Genomic DNA, 17,187 nt, shown 5'->3' with positions numbered 1-17,187 from the left:
GTCCTGGAACGGTGTGGTGCGGGGCGCCGCGCCAGTGGCAACCTGCGGCGCCCGCCGGCATGGCCGGAGCCGCATGATGCCCGAGCCGGCTGTGGCCCGCCATGCACAGATGGGCGCGGCCTGCGCTGTACAGTTTGGCGCGCGGCAACATTTGGCGGTCCAGCCGCGCGGGTTCTATGGTGGAAGGGCAACTTTCATGGAGCCATCGATGGATGCGACCGCACCTCCCCGTCATGTCGTGATTACTGGCGCCGCCGGGGCGCTGGGCCGCGCCGTGGCCAGCCGTTTCGCCGCCGAGGGCGCCCGGCTGGCCCTGATCGACCGTGACCTGCAACACCTGCAGACCGTGTTCGCCCATCCGGAGCCCGACCAGGGCGGCATGCTGCTCCATGCGGCCGACGTCACGTCCGACACGGCCATGGCGCCGGTGGCGGCGGCTATCCTCGATGCCTTCGGCGCGGTCGACGTGCTGGTCCACGTGGCCGGCGGCTTCGAGATGGGCGAGCCCACCCACGCGTTGAGCCGGGAATCCTGGCTGCGGATGATGGACCTGAACGCGTGGTCCTTCGTCGCCGTGACCGGGCATTTCATTCCGGCGATGATGTTCCAGCGCAGCGGCAAGGTCGTGGCCGTCTCCGCGCGCGGCGCCACGGCCGGCGCGGCCACGATGGGCGCCTACAGCGCGTCCAAGAGCGCCCTGCAGCGGCTGGTGGAAAGCCTCTCCCGCGAGGTGCGCGCGGCAGGCATCAACGTCAACAGCATCGCCCCGGGCATTCTGGACACGCCGGCCAACCGCAACGCCATGCCGGCTGCGGAGCACACGCACTGGGTGTCCACCGGCGCGGCAGCGCGCGCGGTGGCGTTCCTGGCGTCCGAGGGTGCGCAAGCGATCCACGGGCAGCATCTGGTGCTGGATGGGCTCAGCTAGGGATGACAACCCCCATGGCCACCTCCGCGACCTCCGTATGGCTGGCACTTGCGTTCTGGCTCCTGCCCGGCCTGACCCTCCTGCTGGGCGGTTGTGCGAGCCGGCCGGTCAACCCGCCGATTGCCCAGGCAGACCAGAACGCCGGCTATCGCTTCTTCACGCGCCCCCAGTTTGCCGCCAGCAGGGAAAACCTCGTCATCCTGGCCTTTTCGGGCGGGGGTACCCGTGCGGCGGCCTTCTCGTACGGCGTCCTCGAGTTCCTGCGCAACACCGAAGTCGTCGGGCCACGGGGCAAGTCCCGCCTGCTCGACCATGTGAGCGTGGTGACCGGGGTGTCGGGCGGCAGCTTTACGGCGCTGGCCTATGGGCTCTACGGCGAAAGGCTGTTCGACGACTACGAGCAGACGTTCCTCAAGCGCGATGTACAAGGCACGATCACGCGCCGGACCTTCAATCCGGCCTACTGGCCGTCCCTGTGGTCGGGCGGATGGGGGCGCTCGGAACTTGCGGCGGATCTGTACGACGAAATCCTCTTTCACGGGGCGACGTTCGGTGACCTCAACAGGGGGCAGGGCCCCTTTATCGTGGCTTCGGCCACCGATATCACCACGGGCGCACGCCTGCCCTTTACGCAGGCCACGTTCGATGTGCTGTGTTCGGACCTCAATGCCGTGCGGCTGTCACGGGCGGCGGCGGCCTCTTCCGCCGTGCCAGTGGTGCTCACGCCAATCACGCTGAACAACTACGGCGGTCGCTGCAACTACAAGGCGCCGGACTGGATCCAGCCGTTTATCGAGGACAGCGAGCCGCCCCGGCCCGCCGCGCGCGCCACTCGCCATATCAGGGAAGAGGCGGAGTTTGGCGACAGCATCAACCGGCCCTACCTCCACGTCGTGGATGGCGGCGTTTCCGACAACCTCGGCATGCGCAGCGTGCTGGACACCCTGGAACTGATGGAAGCGCTGCACCTGGTCGGCCTTCAGACGCCGCTCGATCAGGTGCGCCATATCGCCGTCTTTGTCGTGAATTCGCTTTCCGTTCCCAAAACGGAATGGGACAAGTCTGAATCGCCGCCGGGCATGATCGAAATCCTGGTGAAAGCCGCCGGCGTGCCGATCGACCACTATTCCTATGAGGCGACCGAACTCCTGAAGGACAGTCAGGCGCGCTGGCGGTCCATGGGCGAGGTCCGCCGCTCGGCGGCGTTCGCTGCGAACAAGGATGCGGCGGTTGCCAGCGCGCTCCGCACGCCAGACGCGACGATCTACGCCATCGACGTGTCGTTCGCCCGGCTGGAAGACCGGGAAGAGCTGGCCTACCTCAATGAACTCCCCACGTCGTTTTCCCTGCCACCCGAGGCGGTTGACCGCCTGCGGGCTGCCGCCGGGAAGATCATCATGACCTCGCCGGATTTCCAGCGGCTGCTGAAAGACGCCGGCGCGACCATCGTGACCGATCCGCAAAAGGCCGACACCGCAGCGGCCACGGCGCGATAGGGGTCGATAAGGGTCGATTCCGGGGAAGCCCCCCGCCCCCTCAGCGCCGCGCCAGCCGCGCCAGCGGCAATGTCTCCAGCCGCTCCAGCACCACGGTCCGCATGGCTGGCGGGGTGGGCAGGGTGTCGAGCAAGGCCGGCCAGCGCTCGCGGGCCAGCGTGACGGCGTCTTTCACGGCCGCCAGGGCGATGCGCTCGGCGATCTTCGCCTCGCGGGCGAAATCGCGGTAGGTCTCCAGGGTTTGCTTGCGTTGCAGGCCGTCGATGGCCACGTTCTGGCCAAACGCCGCAAAGCCGGACAGCGCCGCCACGCTGACGATGTCATAGGCGGGCGACAGCTCGGGCATGGTCCCGTTCCGATACAGAAAAGAGAAGTTCTTGAGATGGGCGTCACTGTTGCCGATCAGCGTGTTCACGGCCTGCCGCATGAAGAACTGCCGCACGTCCTCGATGCCGCGCACGCTGAGCCGCTCCAGCAGCCGGACGATGGCCACGTAGGCGTCGTTGCCGGCGTATTTGCGCGATGGCATGCGCGTCAGCACCTGGCAGCCGTCTTCCGCATGCACGCGGCCACCGGGTTCGCGGTCGAAGCGGTCCACGGCCAGGAAGTGCAGGTCGGCGCCGAGCGCCTCGGCCAGCCCGGGTACGTCGATGGTCGCCAGCGGCTGCGGCTTGCACGGCGCCACGGCCACGCCGGCCGCCTGCGCGAGCTGCATCGACACATATTCGTTAAAGATCTGGCTGTCGTCGTTGCGGGCCGGCAGCTTGGCGATCAGGTCCGACAGCCGCCCGTGGGTGGGCATGGTGTAACGCTTGCCGGCGTGCGCGGTGGACAGCGCGAGCTTGTTCTGCACGCCCGACACCGATGCCGCGCCCTCGGTGGCGCCTTCCACCACGGCGATTTCCAGGTTGTCCGCGCCGCCGGTCACGCCCACGGTGCGCACGGTTTCAGGCAGGGCGTCGATGTCCGCCGGGCGGACGATCAGCGCGCCCGGCAGGTCTTCGCCGGCTGCGGCCAGCACGCCGAAATCGTCGCGGTCGTCCGGATGGTGGCGCGTGGCTTCCAGCCGCCGGCGCAGTTCGCCCTCGGGCAGCAGGCCGGCAAAGTAGGGCGGCAGCTCGCCATGGGTGTTGTAGAGCGCCGGATGGAAAGGGTTGGCGAGGATCGTGGCGGTGAGCGCCTCGTTGCCCGGAATCGTCAGGGAGAGGCTCAGCGTTGGCCGTCCGGCATCGCCGCGGAAGGCTTCGCCCGGCACAAAGCGCGTGGTGCGCCCGGCTTCGCAAAGGTAGCCGCACAGCACGTTGTGGAGGTGGACGGTGAGATAGCGGGGGCGCAGGCCGTCAGGCATCGGATTCTCCGAGCAGCAGGTCTACCGAGGTGGGCGCGGCGCGGTCGGGGCCGGTGGCCTTGCCGCTCACGGTGCGCTGGACTTCGGCCAGATGCTCGCGCGGTACGAGCACCCATTCGGCGTCGAGGGCGGTGGCGATGGCCTCAAGTGTCGATCCGCGCACATCCTGCTTGCCGCTCAGGGCCACCGACAGGTTGGGCGCCGCCATGCCGATCAGACGGCCAACAGCGCCGAGCGAGAGGCCGCGCGCCTTGCGAAGCTGGCCCAACTGGGCGGCGAAGGAGGACATGGTTCGAACCGAAGGTGATGTTATGCCATAGCATAGCAGCCGCCAAAAAATTATGCTATTTCATAATTTATCTGTCTTTATTATGGATTGACATAATATCGGCGTCCGAGCCCAGCGGCGGGGCAATGTGCTCCAGCGGCCGACGTTCCGCATCCACCCCGAACCGCAGCGCCAGCAGCCCAGCCACGATCACCAGCGCCGCGCCAATGGCGTAGCCCACAGCCACCGCCCCCCGGCTGCCGGTTTCGATCAGCATGCCGAACAGCACCGGGGCAATAAAGCCGCCCGTGCCGGTGCCCACCGCGTAGAACACGGAGATGGCCAGCGCGCGCATCTCCAGCGGAAAGACCTCGCTCGCGGTCAGGTAGGCCGAGCTGGCCGCCGCCGAGGCCAGGAAGAACACCGCCGACCAGCACAGCGCCTGCGCGCGCGCGTCCAGCCAGCCCTCCATGAACGCCCAGCCCGTGGCGGCCAGGCCGATGCCAGAGAGCACATAGGTCAGCGCGATCATCTTGCGGCGGCCCACGCGGTCAAACAGCGGCCCCAGGATCAGCGGGCCGAGCGCATTGCCGATGGCGAACGGGAAGATATAGAGCGCCACGCGTTCCTCCGCCACGCCGTAGAAGCGCGTGAGCACCAGCGCGTAGGTGAAGAAGATGGCGTTATAGAAGAACGCCTGCGCCACCATCAGCATCAGGGTCACCACGCTGCGCGAGCGGTAGCGCCGCACCAGCAGCCCCACGATCTCGCGCACGGTGGGCACGGGCCGGCCCGCGTAGGCCACGTGCGCGGCGGGGTCCGGCGGCGGCAGCGGGCCGTGGCGCGCGGCCACCTCGGCCTCGATGCCGGCAATCACCCGCTCCGCCTCCGCGCGGTGGCCGTGCGTGGCCAGCCAGCGCGGGCTTTCGGGTACGTGGCGCCGGATCAGGACGATGGCCACCGCCAGCACCGCGCCCAGCGCGAAACAGGCGCGCCAGCCCCAGACCGGGCCGAGCACGCGCGGATCGAGCACCACCAGGCTCAGCCCCGCACCCAGCGCCGCACCGAGCCAGAAGCTGCCGTTGATGGCAAGGTTGACGCGCCCCCGCACGCGCGCCGGGATCAGTTCGTCGATGGCGGAATTGATGGCCGCGTATTCGCCGCCAATGCCGAGCCCGGTCAGGAAGCGGCACAGCGCGAAGAACGCGAAATTGGGGGAGAACGCCGTCAGCAGCGTGGCCGTCATGTAGACGAACAGCGTGGCGAGGAACAGCCGCTTGCGGCCCAGGCGGTCGGCCATGCGGCCGAAAACCAGCGCGCCGATGACGGCCCCTAATATATAGAGGGAGCCCGTCCAGCCGACCTGCGAGGCGGAGAGTCCGAGCGTGTCGGGCCGCTCCAGCACGGCGCCTACGGAGCCGACGAGGGTGACCTCCAGCCCGTCGAGCACCCAGGCAATGCCGAGGGCGAGGGCCACGCGCCAGTGCCAGGCGGACCAGGGCAGGCGGTCGAGGCGCGCGGGGATGTCGGATTGCCAGCCGGCGATAAGGGTCTCCGATGGCTATCAGCCGGCGGCATCCCATTGATGCCGCCAGCGGTCAGCGGTCCGGTCAGTGCGAAGGGTTCAGCATTCCCGGCCGACGGCTTTCAGCATCGAGCGGCCATGGGCAGTGATTTGCGGGCAAGGCCGTCGGCCTTGTTCGGCTTGCAGGGTGACAAGTTCGCGGGCGACGAGTGCATCGAGGTCGACGGGATCGATCTCGCGTGCGTCCGCCGTATCGGAGCGGGTATGGGGGCCGTTGCCGATCAGCATCAGCGTGGCCAGTTCGTGTGGGCTCAGCACGGTGTTCTCCTTGGCGAGAGGGGAGCGGTTGCTGGGGACGCGGGGCCGCGTGGCAGTGGCGGCCTCCGAGATGGATTGTGGACTATCGCGGCCTGGCATTCACGCTGCAACGCATCGTGATCGCGAGCCGACAGCCATGGCGACAGTCATTGCTTTGACGAGGCCCGCCGGGGCGGGTTCCTCGCCGATACAAAACCGCTACGTCCCCGCCGTGCCCTGTTACACCCCCATCGCCACGCCGTCGCTGCGCGGGTCGTGCGCGCCGGCCAGCGCGCCATCTTCGCCGATGGCGATGACGCCCGGATGTCCGGCGAGCGGGCTCTGCGGCGAAATGACGCTGACTTCATGGCCACGGCGTGCCAGGGCTGCGATTACATCCGTGCCGGCGTCCGCTTCCAGCTTCAGGCTGTCGCCGGCGTCGGAGAAAGTGCGGCCGAGCAGGAAGCGGGGCCGTGCCAGCGCCGTGAGCGGGTCCATGCCGTAGTCGATCAGCCGCGTGAGCACCGCCGACAGCGTCTGCGGCTGGCCGTCGGCGCCCTGCGTGCCGTACAGCAGGCGCGGCTTTCCGTCCTTGAGATACATGCCCGGATTCAGCGTATGGAACGGGCGCTTGCCCGGTTGAATCGCGTTGTGATGGGTCGGATCGACACTGAACGCCGCGCCCCGGTTGTGCCACAGGATGCCGGTATCGCCGGCCATCACGCCGCTACCCCAGTCGAAATACACGGTCTGGAGCACGCTCACGCAGCGGCCCTCGCGGTCCACCGCGCTCAGGAAGACGGTGTCGCCGTGCTGGTAGACGTGCGGCCAGTCGAGCGCGCGGGCCGGGTCGATGCGGGCGGCCATGGCGTCCAGGCGGGCGGGGGAGAGCATCGCCTCGGCCGGCACGTCGACGAACTCGGGGTCGGCCACGTAGCGGTTGCGCTCGATGAACGCCTCCTTCACGGCTTCCACCAGCAGGTGGTAGTAGTCCGCGCTGCCTTCGGCGATGCCGGCGAGGTCGAAGCGGTCGAGGATGCCGAGGATCTGCAGCGTGGTCACGCCCTGCGTGGGCGGCGGCAGGCTCAGCAGCTCGCCGCCGCGATAGTGCACGCGCAGCGGCAGCGCGTCGCGCGCGGCAGTGCCCGCCAGATCCGCCATGCGCAACGGCGAGCCCACGGCGCGCAGGCCGGCGACGATGCGCTCGGCCAACTCGCCTTCATAGAACTCGCGCGCGCCATGGCTGGCGATGCGTTCCAGGCTGCGGCCCAGCGCCGGCTGGCGCAGGGTTGTGCCGATGGCCGGAATCGCGCCGTCGGGCATGAAGGTCTGCGCGAAGCCGGGCCAGCCGCCCAGTTCATCGGCCCGGAAGGTCTGCCAGAAATGTTGCGAGGGTGTGACCGGGAAGCCCTCGTGCGCGTAGGCGATGGCGCGGCGGAACAGCGCGGACCAGTCCTGGCGGCCGCCCCAGACGTCGCGGCTGATGGCGTAGGCGCGGTCCCAGGTATCGACTGTGGCGGCGGTGGTCAGCGTGGCGCCCGGGCCGCGCGTGGGAATGGCGTCGCCGAAGGCTGGCAGCGTCTGCGCGGCCTGGCCGATGCCGGATAGCGTGCGCACGTTGCCCGCGCGGTCGCTGATGAGCCAGAAGGCATCGCCGCCCAGCCCCGTGAAGTGCGGATAGGTGACGGCCAGCGTGGCGCCGATCGCGATGGCGGCTTCGATGGCGGTGCCGCCATCGCGCAGGATTTCGAGACCCGCCTCGCTGGCGAGCGCGTGCGGGCTGGTGACCATGCCCTCGCGGGAATGGGCGAGATTGGGGGCGAGGGCGGAAGTGTGGAGGGATGGTGTCATCGCAGGTTCAATGTCCTCCCAGATAGGCCTGCACGAGCGCCGGGTCGCGCGCGAGTGCGTCGGCCGGGCCGCTGGCCACGACGCGGCCTTCCTCCAGCACATAGGCGCGGTCCGCCAGCGACAGCGCGAGCGCGGCCATCTGGTCGACCAGCAGGATGGTGATGGACGCCTCGCGCAGCGTGTCGAGCGAGGCGAACAACTCGTCGATGACCTTCGGCGCGAGGCCGAGGGACGGTTCGTCCAGCAGCAGTACGGTCGGTTGGGACATCAACCCGCGCGCCACGGCCAGCATCTGCTGCTCGCCGCCGGAGAGCAGGCCGGCGCGCTGGTGCTGGCGCTCGCGCAGGCGCGGGAAGCGCGCGAACATCGATTCCACGCGGCGCATCATCTCCACGCGCGGCAGCGGGCCGGAGGGGAAGGCGCCCAGGCGGAGGTTGTCGAGCACGGACAGCTCCGGGAACACCTGCCGGCCTTCCGGCACGAGTACCACGCCCATCGCGGCGATGCGTGCGGCGTCCAGCCGGGCGAGATCGGTCCCGTCGAACGTGATGCCGCCCTGCACCGGGCGATGCAGGCCCGCCAGCGCGCGCATCAGCGTGGACTTGCCGGCGCCGTTGGCGCCGAGCAGCGCAACCATCTCGCCCTCGCGCACCTGCAGGTCCACATCGTGCAGGACCGGCGCGGCGCCATAGCCGGCGCGCAACGCGCTCACGCCGAGCACCTCCGGCAGCGGCGCGCCGCCAACCGGCTGGCTGGCCGAGGGTTTGCGGGCCGGCGCGTTGGCGGCGTCGCCCAGATAGGCGCGGCGCACGGCAGGATCGGTGCGGATTGCCTCAGGCGTGCCCACGGCCAGGCGCTGGCCGGCATCGATCACGACGATGCCATCGGAGACATCCATCACGAGCGACATGTCGTGCTCGACCAGACCCACGGCCACGCCGCTGTCGGCGATCTTGCGCAGCAGGCGGCCCAGCGTGGCTTTGTCCTCGCGCGAGAGGCCGGCGGCAGGTTCGTCCAGCAGCAGCACGGCGGGCCGCGTGGCCAGCGCGCGGGCGATCTCCACCAGGCGGCGGTCCACGTGGGCCAGGTCGGCGGCGCTGGCGTCCGGGTCGCCGGTGTAGCCGCAGGCGGCCAGCAGCGCGCGGGCTTCCTCGCGCACGGCAGGCGCGGTGAAGCCGGCGATGCCGAGCAGCGTGCCGAGGCGGCCCTTTGTCAGTGCGATGGCTACGTTGTCGGTGGCGCTCATGCCGGCGAACAGCTGCGTGGTCTGGTAGGTGCGGGCGATGCCTTGCCGCGCGCTGTCGCAGGCGCCACGCGCCGGCAGCGGCGCCGTGCCAAGCTGGCGCCCGCCCTCGCGCGGCCGGTAGTAGCCGGAGAGCATGTTCAGCACGGTGGACTTGCCGGCGCCATTGGGGCCGATCAGGCTCGTCACCTGACCTGGCGGCAGGTCGAAGGACAGGTTATCGACCGCGCGCACGCCGCCGAACACCATCGACAGGCCGAGCGCCGACAGCCCGCGCCGCGTTTCTGCCGGCCGCACCGGCAACTGCGCGCCATGCGCCGCCGCGTGGGCGGCCGCAGCGCGGGCCGGTCGCAGGCGGCGCAGCAGGTCCGTCACCACGCCCACCATGCCCGTGGGCGCCACCCAGAGCACCACCAGCAACAGCATGCCGAAGCAGAGCAGGCGCAGGTTTTCGAGGCTGGACAGCAGCTCGGGCAGCAGCCCGACGACCACGGCGCCCGCCACGGGGCCGGCTACCGTGCCCGCTCCGCCAATCATCACCACTAGCACGAACAGGATCGATTGCAGGAACGAGAACATCCCCGGCGTGACCATGCCCTGCAACGGCGCGAACAGCCCGCCAGCCAGCCCCGCCAGGGCGGCGGAGAACGCGAAGCCCACGGTCTTGACCACCAGCGGATTGACGCCGATGGACGCCGCGGCGGTTTCGCTGTCACGCACCGCACGCATCGCCGCGCCCCAGCTGCCGCGCGCGATGCGGGCATAGGCGGCCAGCGCCACGCCCAGCACGGCCAGCGCGATCAGCGCCAGCGCGCGTTCGCCGCCTTCCACGCCGGGCAGCGACGGTTGCGCGATGCCCATCAGGCCGTTCTGCCCGCCGGTCAGCGCGCGCCACTCCACGGCGCCGTGTTCGACGATAAAGCCGAAGGCGATGGTGACCATCGCCAGGCCGGGGCCCTTCACGCGCAGCGCGGGCAGGGCCAGCAGGCCGCCCAGCAGCGCGGCGATCAGCGCGCCCACCGGCCACGCGGCCCAGAAGCTCCAGCCGGCCTGGCCGGTCAGGATGGCGACCGTATAGGCGCCGATGGCATAGAAGCCGACATGGCCGAACGACACCTGCCCGGTCAGCCCGAGCAGCAGGTTCAGGCCCACGCCGCAGATCGCCAGCATCGCCACGCCGGCAATCACGAAGACGAAATAGCCGTTGAGCGACAGCACAAGCCCGGCGGCGGCCAGCAGCACGGCCAGCATGACGAGGATCTGGAGCGGCGTGCCCAGCCCGAGCAGCGGGGCGGCGGCGCGCGCTGGCCGGGCCAGCGGCGCGGGCGAAGCGGGCGGATTGGAGGAAACCATCGAATCGTTCATACCTTGCGTACCTCCGCGCGTCCGAACAGGCCGTCCGGCCGCAGGGCCAGCAGCGCGATCACCAGCGCGAACGTGATGATCTGGGTGTAGCTGGAGCCCAGCGATGCGGTGATGAGCGCCTCGGCCACGCCGAAGATCAGCCCGGCAATCATCACGCCCCAGGCACTGGAGAGCCCGCCAAGAATGGCCACGGCGAAGGCTTTCAGGCCGAACACGGTGCCCATGTCCGCCTGCACGTTGAACAGCGGCGCGATCAGCACGCCGGCAATGCCGGCCAGCAGCGTGGAAATGGCGAACGCGCCGGCGATGGTGCGGCGGATGGGAATGCCCATCAGGCGCGCGGCGTCGCGGTTCTGCACCACGGCCAGCATCGCCACGCCCCAGCGTGAGCGGCGCAGCACGTAGTGCAGCACGGCCGCCAGCGCGAGGCCGACCACGGGAATCACCAGTTGCAGCGGATAGACGCCGACGCCGGTATCGCCCAGCTGCACGGACTGTGCCGCGAGCGGGGAGGGCAGGCTGCGCGGCTCGGTGCCGAAGGCGAGCATCACCACGTTATCGAGCACGATGCCAAGCGCGACGGTGGCCATCAGCCACGCGTTGGAGCCCCGGCTCGCGAACGGACGCACGGCCAGGAATTCCACGGCCAGCCCGTAGAGTGCGCACAGGCCGAGCGCCAGCACGATGGCGAGCGGCATCGGCCAGCCGAGTGTCTGCGCGAAGCTGTACGTCAGCACTGCTCCCAGCATCATCGAACTGCCCTGCGCGAAGTTGACGGTGGCGGACACCGCGTAGGTGATGTGGAAGCCCAGGGCCATCAGGCCATACATGCTGCCCAGGCCGAGCCCGCTGATGAGGGCGGAGATCCAAAGCATGGTGAATCCTTGTATTCGTTCTGCTCCCCGCAGCCGCGCGGGACCGGGGAGCAAACCATCGGTTGCTGCTAACGGCTTACTTCGCCACCGGCACGATGCGGTTGTCGATGAACTGCGCCCAGACGTAGTCGTTTTCGCTCAGGGCGTCATGCGTGGTCGGCGAGAACGGCTTCACGTAGGTCTTGATCAGGCCTTCATAGCGGTCGATCTTGTAGAAGCCTTCGCGAATGGCATCGCCCTTGGTGCTGCCGGCCTTGGCGATCGCCAGGGCGGCCAGCTGCGTGGCGTCGTAGGCGTTGGCCACGCCCACGGCCGGGGTGATGTCGTCCGGGCCCTTGATGTCGCTGTACTTGGCCTTGAGGTCGCTCACCACGCGCGTGCTGACCGGGGTCTGCGCGCCGAAGAAGCTGTACGTCTGCACGAAGTGGACGTTCTTGGCGTTCGGGCCAGCCAGTTCGGTGAAGCGGCCGCCGGCCGGGCCCCAGTGGGAGACCACCGGCACCTTCCAGCCCATACGGTCCAGCGACTTCACCACCTGCGCGGACGGGCCAACGTTGCCCACCATCAGCAGCACGTCGGCGCCGGCGGCCTTCAGGCGGCCCAATTGGGGCACCACGTCCACGTCATTGGCCTCGAACTTCTCCACGCCCACCGGCTTGCCACCCTTGGCGGCCATCGCGGCGACGATGCCCTTTTCGTTCGACTCGCCCCACGGGTTGTTCACCAGGATCAGGCCGGGCTTGGTGGCGTTGAAGGTCTTCTGGGCGTACTGGAGCATCGCCTTGTCCACCACCTCGTCCACGGCGGACACGCGGAAGGCGAAGTTCGGATTGGCGCCGTTGCGCGTGATCGGCGTGCCGGCGGCCCACGGGCCCATGAACGGCACCTTCTCCTGGTTGGCGATCGGCACGATGGCCATCGACACCGGCGTGTCGAGCCCGCCGAACAGCACGGCCACCTTTTCCTTGTAGATCAGCTCGCGTGCGGCCAGCACGCCCTTGGCCGGGTTGCCCTCGTCGTCGCGGCGCACCAGTTCCAGCTTGCGGCCGCCCAGCAGGCCGCCCTTGGCATTGATCTCGTCGATGGCGACGGTCATGCCGCGCGTCAGCGACTCGCCGGCGCGGGCCGACTGGCCGGACAACGCCGTGATCAGGCCAATCTTGATGGTGTCGGCGGCATGGGCGGGCAGCGCCGTCATGACGCAGGCAGCGGCGGCGGTCGCGAGGAGGGCGCGGCGTTGGGGACGAAACATGGCAGTTCTCCGGATGGGCGGATCGAGGGTGGATGGGTGCTTCGAACCACCCGGCTCGCAAGAGCCGTGCCAATCCGTCGACAAAACCGAAAATGATCCTGGAGCGATTGACCCGTCAAGATGCAGACGATCTGGCCCGCATTTTGCGAACGATCTGCAAACCTGACTGCATACGATCCGCCATGGTTCATGTCGCACGAATCCGGTGCGCGATGGGCCAAAGCGGGGCACATTTGATGAGAGGCATCCCTCCATGACGCAAAACCCGAGTCCGCTGGCGGCCACAAAGGCCGCCGCCGGGCTTCCCACCTTCGGCCCGCTGCGCGACCATGGCCGCTTTCCGTACCGGCCGATTACCGACGCCGATCCGTTCCGCTGGCCCAATGGCGCGCGGCTGGCGGTCTACCTCGGCTTCAATATCGAGCACTTCGCCTTTGGCGAGGGGCTGGGCGCCAACCTCGGGCCGGTCTCGCCGCAGCCGGACGTGCTCAACTACAGCTGGCGCGAGTACGGCAACCGGGTGGGCGTGTGGCGCTGCCTGGAACTGTTCGACCGGCTGGAGATGCCGGCCGGCGTGCTGCTGAACACCGCGCTGTACGACCATTGCCCCGAAGTGCTGGACGCCTGCCTGGCACGCGGCGACGAGCTGATCGGCCATGGCCACACCAACGCCCATCGCCAGAGCGAGTTCGACGAGGCGGGCGAGCGGGCACTGCTGGTGCACTGCCGGGAGCGCATCGCCGCACATAGCGGGCGGGCGCCCGGCGGCTGGCTGTCGCCGTGGATCTCGGAGACGATGGTGACGCCGGACCTGCTGGCCGAGACCGGCTATCGCTACACGCTGAACTGGGCGCACGATGACCGCCCGGTGCGCATGGCCACGCGCGGCGGCCGGCTGTGGTCGATTCCCTATCCGCAGGAGTTGAACGACATCCCGATGATCATCGCGCGCCACCTTGACGGCGCCGCCTTTGCCGACATGATCATCGACCAGTTCGACGAGATGCTGGCGCAGGCCAACGATCCGCAACACCCGCAGCCGCTGGTAATGGGCATTGCGCTGCATCCCTACCTGGTGGGCCAGCCGTACCGGCTGCGGCACCTGCGCCGGGCGCTGGCGCATATCGCGGCGCGGCGCTCGCATGGCGAGGTCTGGCTGACCACGCCGGGCGCGATCTGCGACGCAATGGACGCCGTCGATGCCGCGGACGCCGCGGCCCCTGCCGCCGTGATCCCTTCACGCTAATATCATGGCCATCGTTTCCCTGACCGAAGTCATGTCCACCAAAGCTGCCAGGAAGCCTGCGGCCGCCAAGGCCGCCGTCAAGGCCGCCACCAAGCGCGCTTCAGAGACCGCCAAGCCCGTCGATCCCATCGGGGAGGAGACCGCCGAGGATGCCGATACGCGCATCTATCAGGCCATCTTCGACGGCGTGCTCAACCATCGCCTGACCCCGGGCACCAAGCTGCCCGAGCCGGAGCTGTGCCAGCTGTTCGGCGTGGGCCGTGCCGTGGTGCGCCGGGTGCTGGAGAAGCTGGCCCACGATGGCATCGTGGCGCTGCGGCCGAACAAGGGCGCGGTGATTGCCGAGCCCACGCCCGAGGAAACCAGCCAGATCTTCGAGGCCCGCCGGGCGATGGAGCGCGTGCTGGTGGAACTCGCCGTCACGCGCGTGACCGAGGCCGACCTGCGCGACCTGCGCCGCCAGCTGGCCGAGGAGCATGACGCCATGCACCGCTTCGACCAGCCCTCGTGGGCGCGGCTGGCCAGCGGCTTTCACCTGCGGATTGCGGCGCTGGCGCGCAACCCGGTGCTGCAACGCTACCTGACCGAACTGGTGTCGCGCTGCTCGCTGATCGTGGGCCTCTATGAGCCGCCCGGACATGCACCGTGCGAGCACGACGAGCACGCGGCCATCGTCGCCTGCATCGAGGCCCGCGACGCCGCCGGCGCGGTTGCGCGCATGGAAGCCCATCTGCGCGAACTCGAGGAACGGATCGAAACCTCGCGCATGCAGGGCGAGAAGAGCCTGGCGCAGATGCTGGGATTGCCAAAGACCAGCAAGGGCTGACCGGAACACCTCATGGAAATCGACTTCAACGCCATTACCGAATACCAGCGCTACAAGCTCATGGCGAGTCTGATCGTGCCCCGGCCCATCGCGCTGGTGACCACGCTCGGCCCCGACGGCACGGCCAATGCCGCGCCGTTCTCGATGTTCAACATGCTGGGCGAGGAGCCGCCGATCGTGATGATCAGCGTCAATCGCCTGGGTGACGGCGCGCTGAAGGACACGGCGGCCAATATCGTGCGCACGAAGGAGTTCGTGGTGCACCTCAGCGACGAGGCCATGGCCGAGAAGATGCATCGCTGCGGCGAACGGCTGCCGCCTGATGTGAGCGAACTGGCGCGGGTGGGGCTCACCGCCGCGCCGTGCACCCAGGTGGCGGCACCGCGCATTGCCGAGGCCCCCGTCGCGTTCGAATGCACGCTGTGGGAGACGCTGGAAACCGCGAGCCGCCAGATCTTCATCGGCCGCGTGCTGCGGCTGCATGCCCGGGATGGGCTGATCGACACCGAACGCTGGCGCGTGCGCCTGCAGGACTACTTCCCCGTGGGGCGCTTTGGCGCGAGCTTCTACGTGACCACGCGCGACCGCTTCTCGCTGGAGAAAGAGGCCGGCGTGGTCACGGCCTCAACCGCGATCGACGAGATGTGAAGGCTGAGCGGGGCCGGCGCGGCGGCGCGGGACGCGCTGTTGCCACTGCGCCGCCTTGGCGATGATCTCGCCGACGATGCCGCGCCGGAACGTCAGCACGCAGATCACGAAGATCACGCCGGTCACCATCGTCACCGACTCGCCGAGCGTATTGAACCAGTCCAGGCCGGTGAATCTGGCGAGAAACATGCCGAGGTCGCCCAGCTTGTTCTCCAGCGCGATCACCACCAGGGCGCCGACGATGGGGCCCGTCAGCGTGCCGAGGCCGCCCACCAGCGTCATCAGGATCACGGCGCCGGACATCGACCAGTGCACATCGGTGAGCGTCTCGAAGCCGAGCACCAGCGCCTTCAACGAGCCGGCCAGCCCGGACAGCGCCGCCGACAGCACGAAGGCGGCCAGCTTGAAGCGATCGACGTCATAGCCGAGCGACACGGCGCGCGGTTCGTTCTCCTTGATGGCCTTGAGGATCTGGCCGAACGGCGAATGGATGATCCGCACGATCAGCGCGAACGCCACCACCACAATGGCGAGCACCACGTAGTACAGCACGAGGTCATCGCCGAGCGGCAGCAGGCCGAACAGGTTGCCGCGCGGAATGCCCTGGATGCCGTCCTCGCCACCGGTGAACGGTGCCTGCAGACAGAAGAAGTACAGCATCTGCGCCAGCGCCAGCGTGATCATCGAGAAGTAGATGCCCTGGCGGCGGATGGCCAGCGCACCCATCGCCCAGCCCGTGATGGCCGCGCCGGCGGTGCCGATCAGCAGGCCCAGTTCAGGTGTCAGGCCCCAGACCTTCATGGCGTGACCGGCCGCGTAGCCGGCGCCGCCAAAGAAGGCCGCATGGCCGAACGACAGCAATCCGGTGTAGCCGATCAGCAGGTTGAAGGCGCAGGCGAACAGGGCAAAGCACAGCACCTTGAGCACGAATACCGGGTAGGCGCCGAGCATCGGCGCCAGCGCCACGACGAGCAGCGCGATGCCGTAAAGCGCGGCCCGGCCGCGGGGGTTTTGCGAATCCAGCATTTATTTTTCCTTCCCGAACAGACCGGCGGGACGCAGCAGCAGCACGATCACCATGATGAAGAACACGACCGTGGAGGACGCTTCCGGATAGAACACCTTGGTCAGGCCCTCGATCACGCCGAGGCCCAGGCCGGTGAGGATGGCGCCCATGATCGAACCCATGCCGCCAATCACCACCACCGCGAACACCACGATGATCAGGTTCTGCCCCATCAGCGGTGAGACCTGCACCACTGGCGCGGCCAGCACGCCGGCGAAGGCCGCCAGTGCCACGCCGAAGCCGTAGGTCAGCGTCACCATCAGGGGCACGTTCACGCCGAACGCTTCCACCATCTTCGGGTTCTCGGTGCCGGCGCGCAGGTAGGCGCCGAGCTTGGTCTTCTCGATCACGAACCACGTGGCAAAGCACACCACCAGCGAGGCCAGCACGACCCAGCCGCGATAGTTCGGCAGGATCATGAAACCGAGGTCGGTGGCGCCTTGCAGCGCGTCCGGCGGCGAGTAGGGCAGGCCGGACACGCCGTAGATCGAGCGGAACACGCCCTCGATCACCAGCGTGATGCCCAGCGTCAGCAGCAGGCCGTAGATGTGGTCGAGCTTGTAGATCCAGCGCAGCATGGTCTTCTCGATGACCACGCCAAGCACGGCCACCACCAGCGGCGAGAGCGCCAGCATGACCCAGTAGTTGAGGCCGGCGTACTCCATGCCGGCCCAGGCGAGCACGGCGCCGAGCATGAACAGCGCGCCGTGGGCGAAGTTGATCACGTTGAGCAGGCCGAAGATCACCGCCAGCCCAAGGCTCAGCATCGCGTAGAAGGCGCCGTTGACCAGACCCAGCAGCAGCTGGGACATCAGCGCCGGCAGGGGAATCCCAATATCGAAAGTCATGAAATGCGGTTCCCTATATGTCTACACGCCAAGCAGTTCGTTCAGCACCGGCATCTTGGCCTGCAGCTCGGCGGCGGCGAAGCGCTCGACGATCTGCCCGTGCTC

15 protein-coding genes and 1 pseudogene are annotated in these 17,187 nt (G+C 68.7%); 5 read left to right on the top strand and 11 right to left on the bottom strand.

What is annotated here, in order from left to right; genetic code table 11:
* Positions 1–208: 208 nt before the first annotated feature.
* Positions 209–928 carry an SDR family NAD(P)-dependent oxidoreductase gene (locus SB751_RS27610; protein ID WP_144203432.1) on the top strand — a complete coding sequence of 240 codons (720 nt, stop codon included), beginning with the start codon at positions 209–211 and terminating at the stop codon, positions 926–928.
* 14 nt (positions 929–942) lie between these two features.
* Positions 943–2,424 carry a patatin-like phospholipase family protein gene (locus SB751_RS27605; protein WP_144203430.1) on the top strand — a complete coding sequence of 494 codons (1,482 nt, stop codon included), beginning with the start codon at positions 943–945 and terminating at the stop codon, positions 2,422–2,424.
* Positions 2,425–2,464: 40 nt separating this feature from the next.
* Here the strand turns inward: SB751_RS27605 and SB751_RS27600 are convergent, their stop codons facing one another.
* The 8 genes from SB751_RS27600 to SB751_RS27565 all read right to left on the bottom strand — a co-directional run bounded on the left by SB751_RS27600 (position 2,465) and on the right by SB751_RS27565 (position 12,448).
* Positions 2,465–3,772, bottom strand: coding sequence for a type II toxin-antitoxin system HipA family toxin (locus tag SB751_RS27600; RefSeq protein WP_144203428.1), 1,308 nt, complete (start codon positions 3,770–3,772; stop codon positions 2,465–2,467).
* Positions 3,765–4,061, bottom strand: a complete 297-nt coding sequence (locus SB751_RS27595) for a helix-turn-helix domain-containing protein (protein WP_250025443.1) — start codon at positions 4,059–4,061, stop codon at positions 3,765–3,767. Before SB751_RS27595 ends, SB751_RS27600 begins: the two co-directional genes overlap by 8 nt.
* A 67-nt stretch (positions 4,062–4,128) precedes the next feature.
* A complete protein-coding gene (locus SB751_RS27590) occupies positions 4,129–5,586 on the bottom strand; it encodes an MFS transporter (protein WP_410748759.1) in 1,458 nt (485 codons plus the stop codon).
* A gap of 78 nt (positions 5,587–5,664) precedes the next feature.
* Positions 5,665–5,883: a hypothetical protein gene (locus SB751_RS27585; protein ID WP_092301853.1), complete on the bottom strand. Its 219-nt coding sequence runs from the start codon at positions 5,881–5,883 to the stop codon at positions 5,665–5,667.
* 219 nt (positions 5,884–6,102) lie between these two features.
* On the bottom strand, positions 6,103–7,713 hold the full coding sequence (locus SB751_RS27580; RefSeq protein ID WP_410748756.1) for a gamma-glutamyltransferase family protein: 1,611 nt from the start codon (positions 7,711–7,713) through the stop codon (positions 6,103–6,105).
* A gap of 7 nt (positions 7,714–7,720) precedes the next feature.
* A complete protein-coding gene (locus tag SB751_RS27575) occupies positions 7,721–10,321 on the bottom strand; it encodes an ATP-binding cassette domain-containing protein (protein ID WP_144203422.1) in 2,601 nt (866 codons plus the stop codon).
* Positions 10,318–11,196: a branched-chain amino acid ABC transporter permease gene (locus SB751_RS27570; protein WP_144203420.1), complete on the bottom strand. Its 879-nt coding sequence runs from the start codon at positions 11,194–11,196 to the stop codon at positions 10,318–10,320. The genes SB751_RS27575 and SB751_RS27570 overlap by 4 nt, the downstream gene beginning before the upstream one ends.
* 76 nt (positions 11,197–11,272) lie before the next feature.
* The gene (locus SB751_RS27565) at positions 11,273–12,448 is read right to left on the bottom strand and encodes an ABC transporter substrate-binding protein (protein ID WP_144203418.1); all 1,176 of its coding nucleotides are present in this window, start codon (positions 12,446–12,448) and stop codon (positions 11,273–11,275) included.
* A 253-nt stretch (positions 12,449–12,701) separates the two neighbouring features.
* Between SB751_RS27565 and SB751_RS27560 the strand changes: the two genes are divergently transcribed.
* Genes SB751_RS27560 through SB751_RS27550 form a run of 3 tightly spaced genes read left to right on the top strand, consistent with a single transcriptional unit; the run spans position 12,702 to position 15,168 of the window.
* Positions 12,702–13,694 carry a polysaccharide deacetylase family protein gene (locus tag SB751_RS27560; RefSeq protein WP_222104650.1) on the top strand — a complete coding sequence of 331 codons (993 nt, stop codon included), beginning with the start codon at positions 12,702–12,704 and terminating at the stop codon, positions 13,692–13,694.
* A gap of 31 nt (positions 13,695–13,725) precedes the next feature.
* A complete protein-coding gene (locus SB751_RS27555) occupies positions 13,726–14,520 on the top strand; it encodes a GntR family transcriptional regulator (protein ID WP_377732684.1) in 795 nt (264 codons plus the stop codon).
* Positions 14,521–14,532: 12 nt separating this feature from the next.
* Positions 14,533–15,168 (top strand): flavin reductase family protein, encoded by a 636-nt coding sequence (locus SB751_RS27550; RefSeq protein ID WP_144203416.1) that lies wholly within the window; start codon positions 14,533–14,535, stop codon positions 15,166–15,168.
* On the opposite strand, the gene SB751_RS27545 is transcribed toward SB751_RS27550, so the two are convergent.
* From SB751_RS27545 to SB751_RS27535, 3 genes and pseudogenes are all read right to left on the bottom strand, one after another.
* Positions 15,145–16,194, bottom strand: coding sequence for a branched-chain amino acid ABC transporter permease (locus SB751_RS27545; protein ID WP_144203414.1), 1,050 nt, complete (start codon positions 16,192–16,194; stop codon positions 15,145–15,147). The genes SB751_RS27550 and SB751_RS27545 overlap by 24 nt on opposite strands.
* Positions 16,195–17,082 carry a branched-chain amino acid ABC transporter permease gene (locus tag SB751_RS27540; RefSeq protein WP_144203412.1) on the bottom strand — a complete coding sequence of 296 codons (888 nt, stop codon included), beginning with the start codon at positions 17,080–17,082 and terminating at the stop codon, positions 16,195–16,197.
* Positions 17,083–17,103: 21 nt separating this feature from the next.
* Positions 17,104–17,187, bottom strand: a pseudogene (locus tag SB751_RS27535) (ABC transporter ATP-binding protein); the annotation flags it as partial.

Origin of the sequence: Cupriavidus sp. SIMBA_020 (assembly GCF_046535395.1) — a bacterium.
In the GTDB taxonomy this organism is placed as follows: Bacteria; Pseudomonadota; Gammaproteobacteria; order Burkholderiales; family Burkholderiaceae; genus Cupriavidus; species Cupriavidus campinensis.
Note: the sequence above shows the minus strand (reverse complement) of the source record. Positions and strands in the feature narration are given on the sequence as shown.

Coding starts and splice junctions, on each gene's coding strand:
- SB751_RS27610 (WP_144203432.1), top strand. CDS start 209: ATGGATGCGACCGCACCTCCCCGTCATGTCGTGATTACTGGCGCCGCC.
- SB751_RS27605 (WP_144203430.1), top strand. CDS start 943: ATGGCCACCTCCGCGACCTCCGTATGGCTGGCACTTGCGTTCTGGCTC.
- SB751_RS27600 (WP_144203428.1), bottom strand. CDS start 3,772: ATGCCTGACGGCCTGCGCCCCCGCTATCTCACCGTCCACCTCCACAAC.
- SB751_RS27595 (WP_250025443.1), bottom strand. CDS start 4,061: ATGTCCTCCTTCGCCGCCCAGTTGGGCCAGCTTCGCAAGGCGCGCGGC.
- SB751_RS27580 (WP_410748756.1), bottom strand. CDS start 7,713: ATGACACCATCCCTCCACACTTCCGCCCTCGCCCCCAATCTCGCCCAT.
- SB751_RS27575 (WP_144203422.1), bottom strand. CDS start 10,321: ATGAACGATTCGATGGTTTCCTCCAATCCGCCCGCTTCGCCCGCGCCG.
- SB751_RS27570 (WP_144203420.1), bottom strand. CDS start 11,196: ATGCTTTGGATCTCCGCCCTCATCAGCGGGCTCGGCCTGGGCAGCATG.
- SB751_RS27565 (WP_144203418.1), bottom strand. CDS start 12,448: ATGTTTCGTCCCCAACGCCGCGCCCTCCTCGCGACCGCCGCCGCTGCC.
- SB751_RS27560 (WP_222104650.1), top strand. CDS start 12,702: ATGACGCAAAACCCGAGTCCGCTGGCGGCCACAAAGGCCGCCGCCGGG.
- SB751_RS27555 (WP_377732684.1), top strand. CDS start 13,726: ATGTCCACCAAAGCTGCCAGGAAGCCTGCGGCCGCCAAGGCCGCCGTC.
- SB751_RS27550 (WP_144203416.1), top strand. CDS start 14,533: ATGGAAATCGACTTCAACGCCATTACCGAATACCAGCGCTACAAGCTC.
- SB751_RS27545 (WP_144203414.1), bottom strand. CDS start 16,194: ATGCTGGATTCGCAAAACCCCCGCGGCCGGGCCGCGCTTTACGGCATC.
- SB751_RS27540 (WP_144203412.1), bottom strand. CDS start 17,082: ATGACTTTCGATATTGGGATTCCCCTGCCGGCGCTGATGTCCCAGCTG.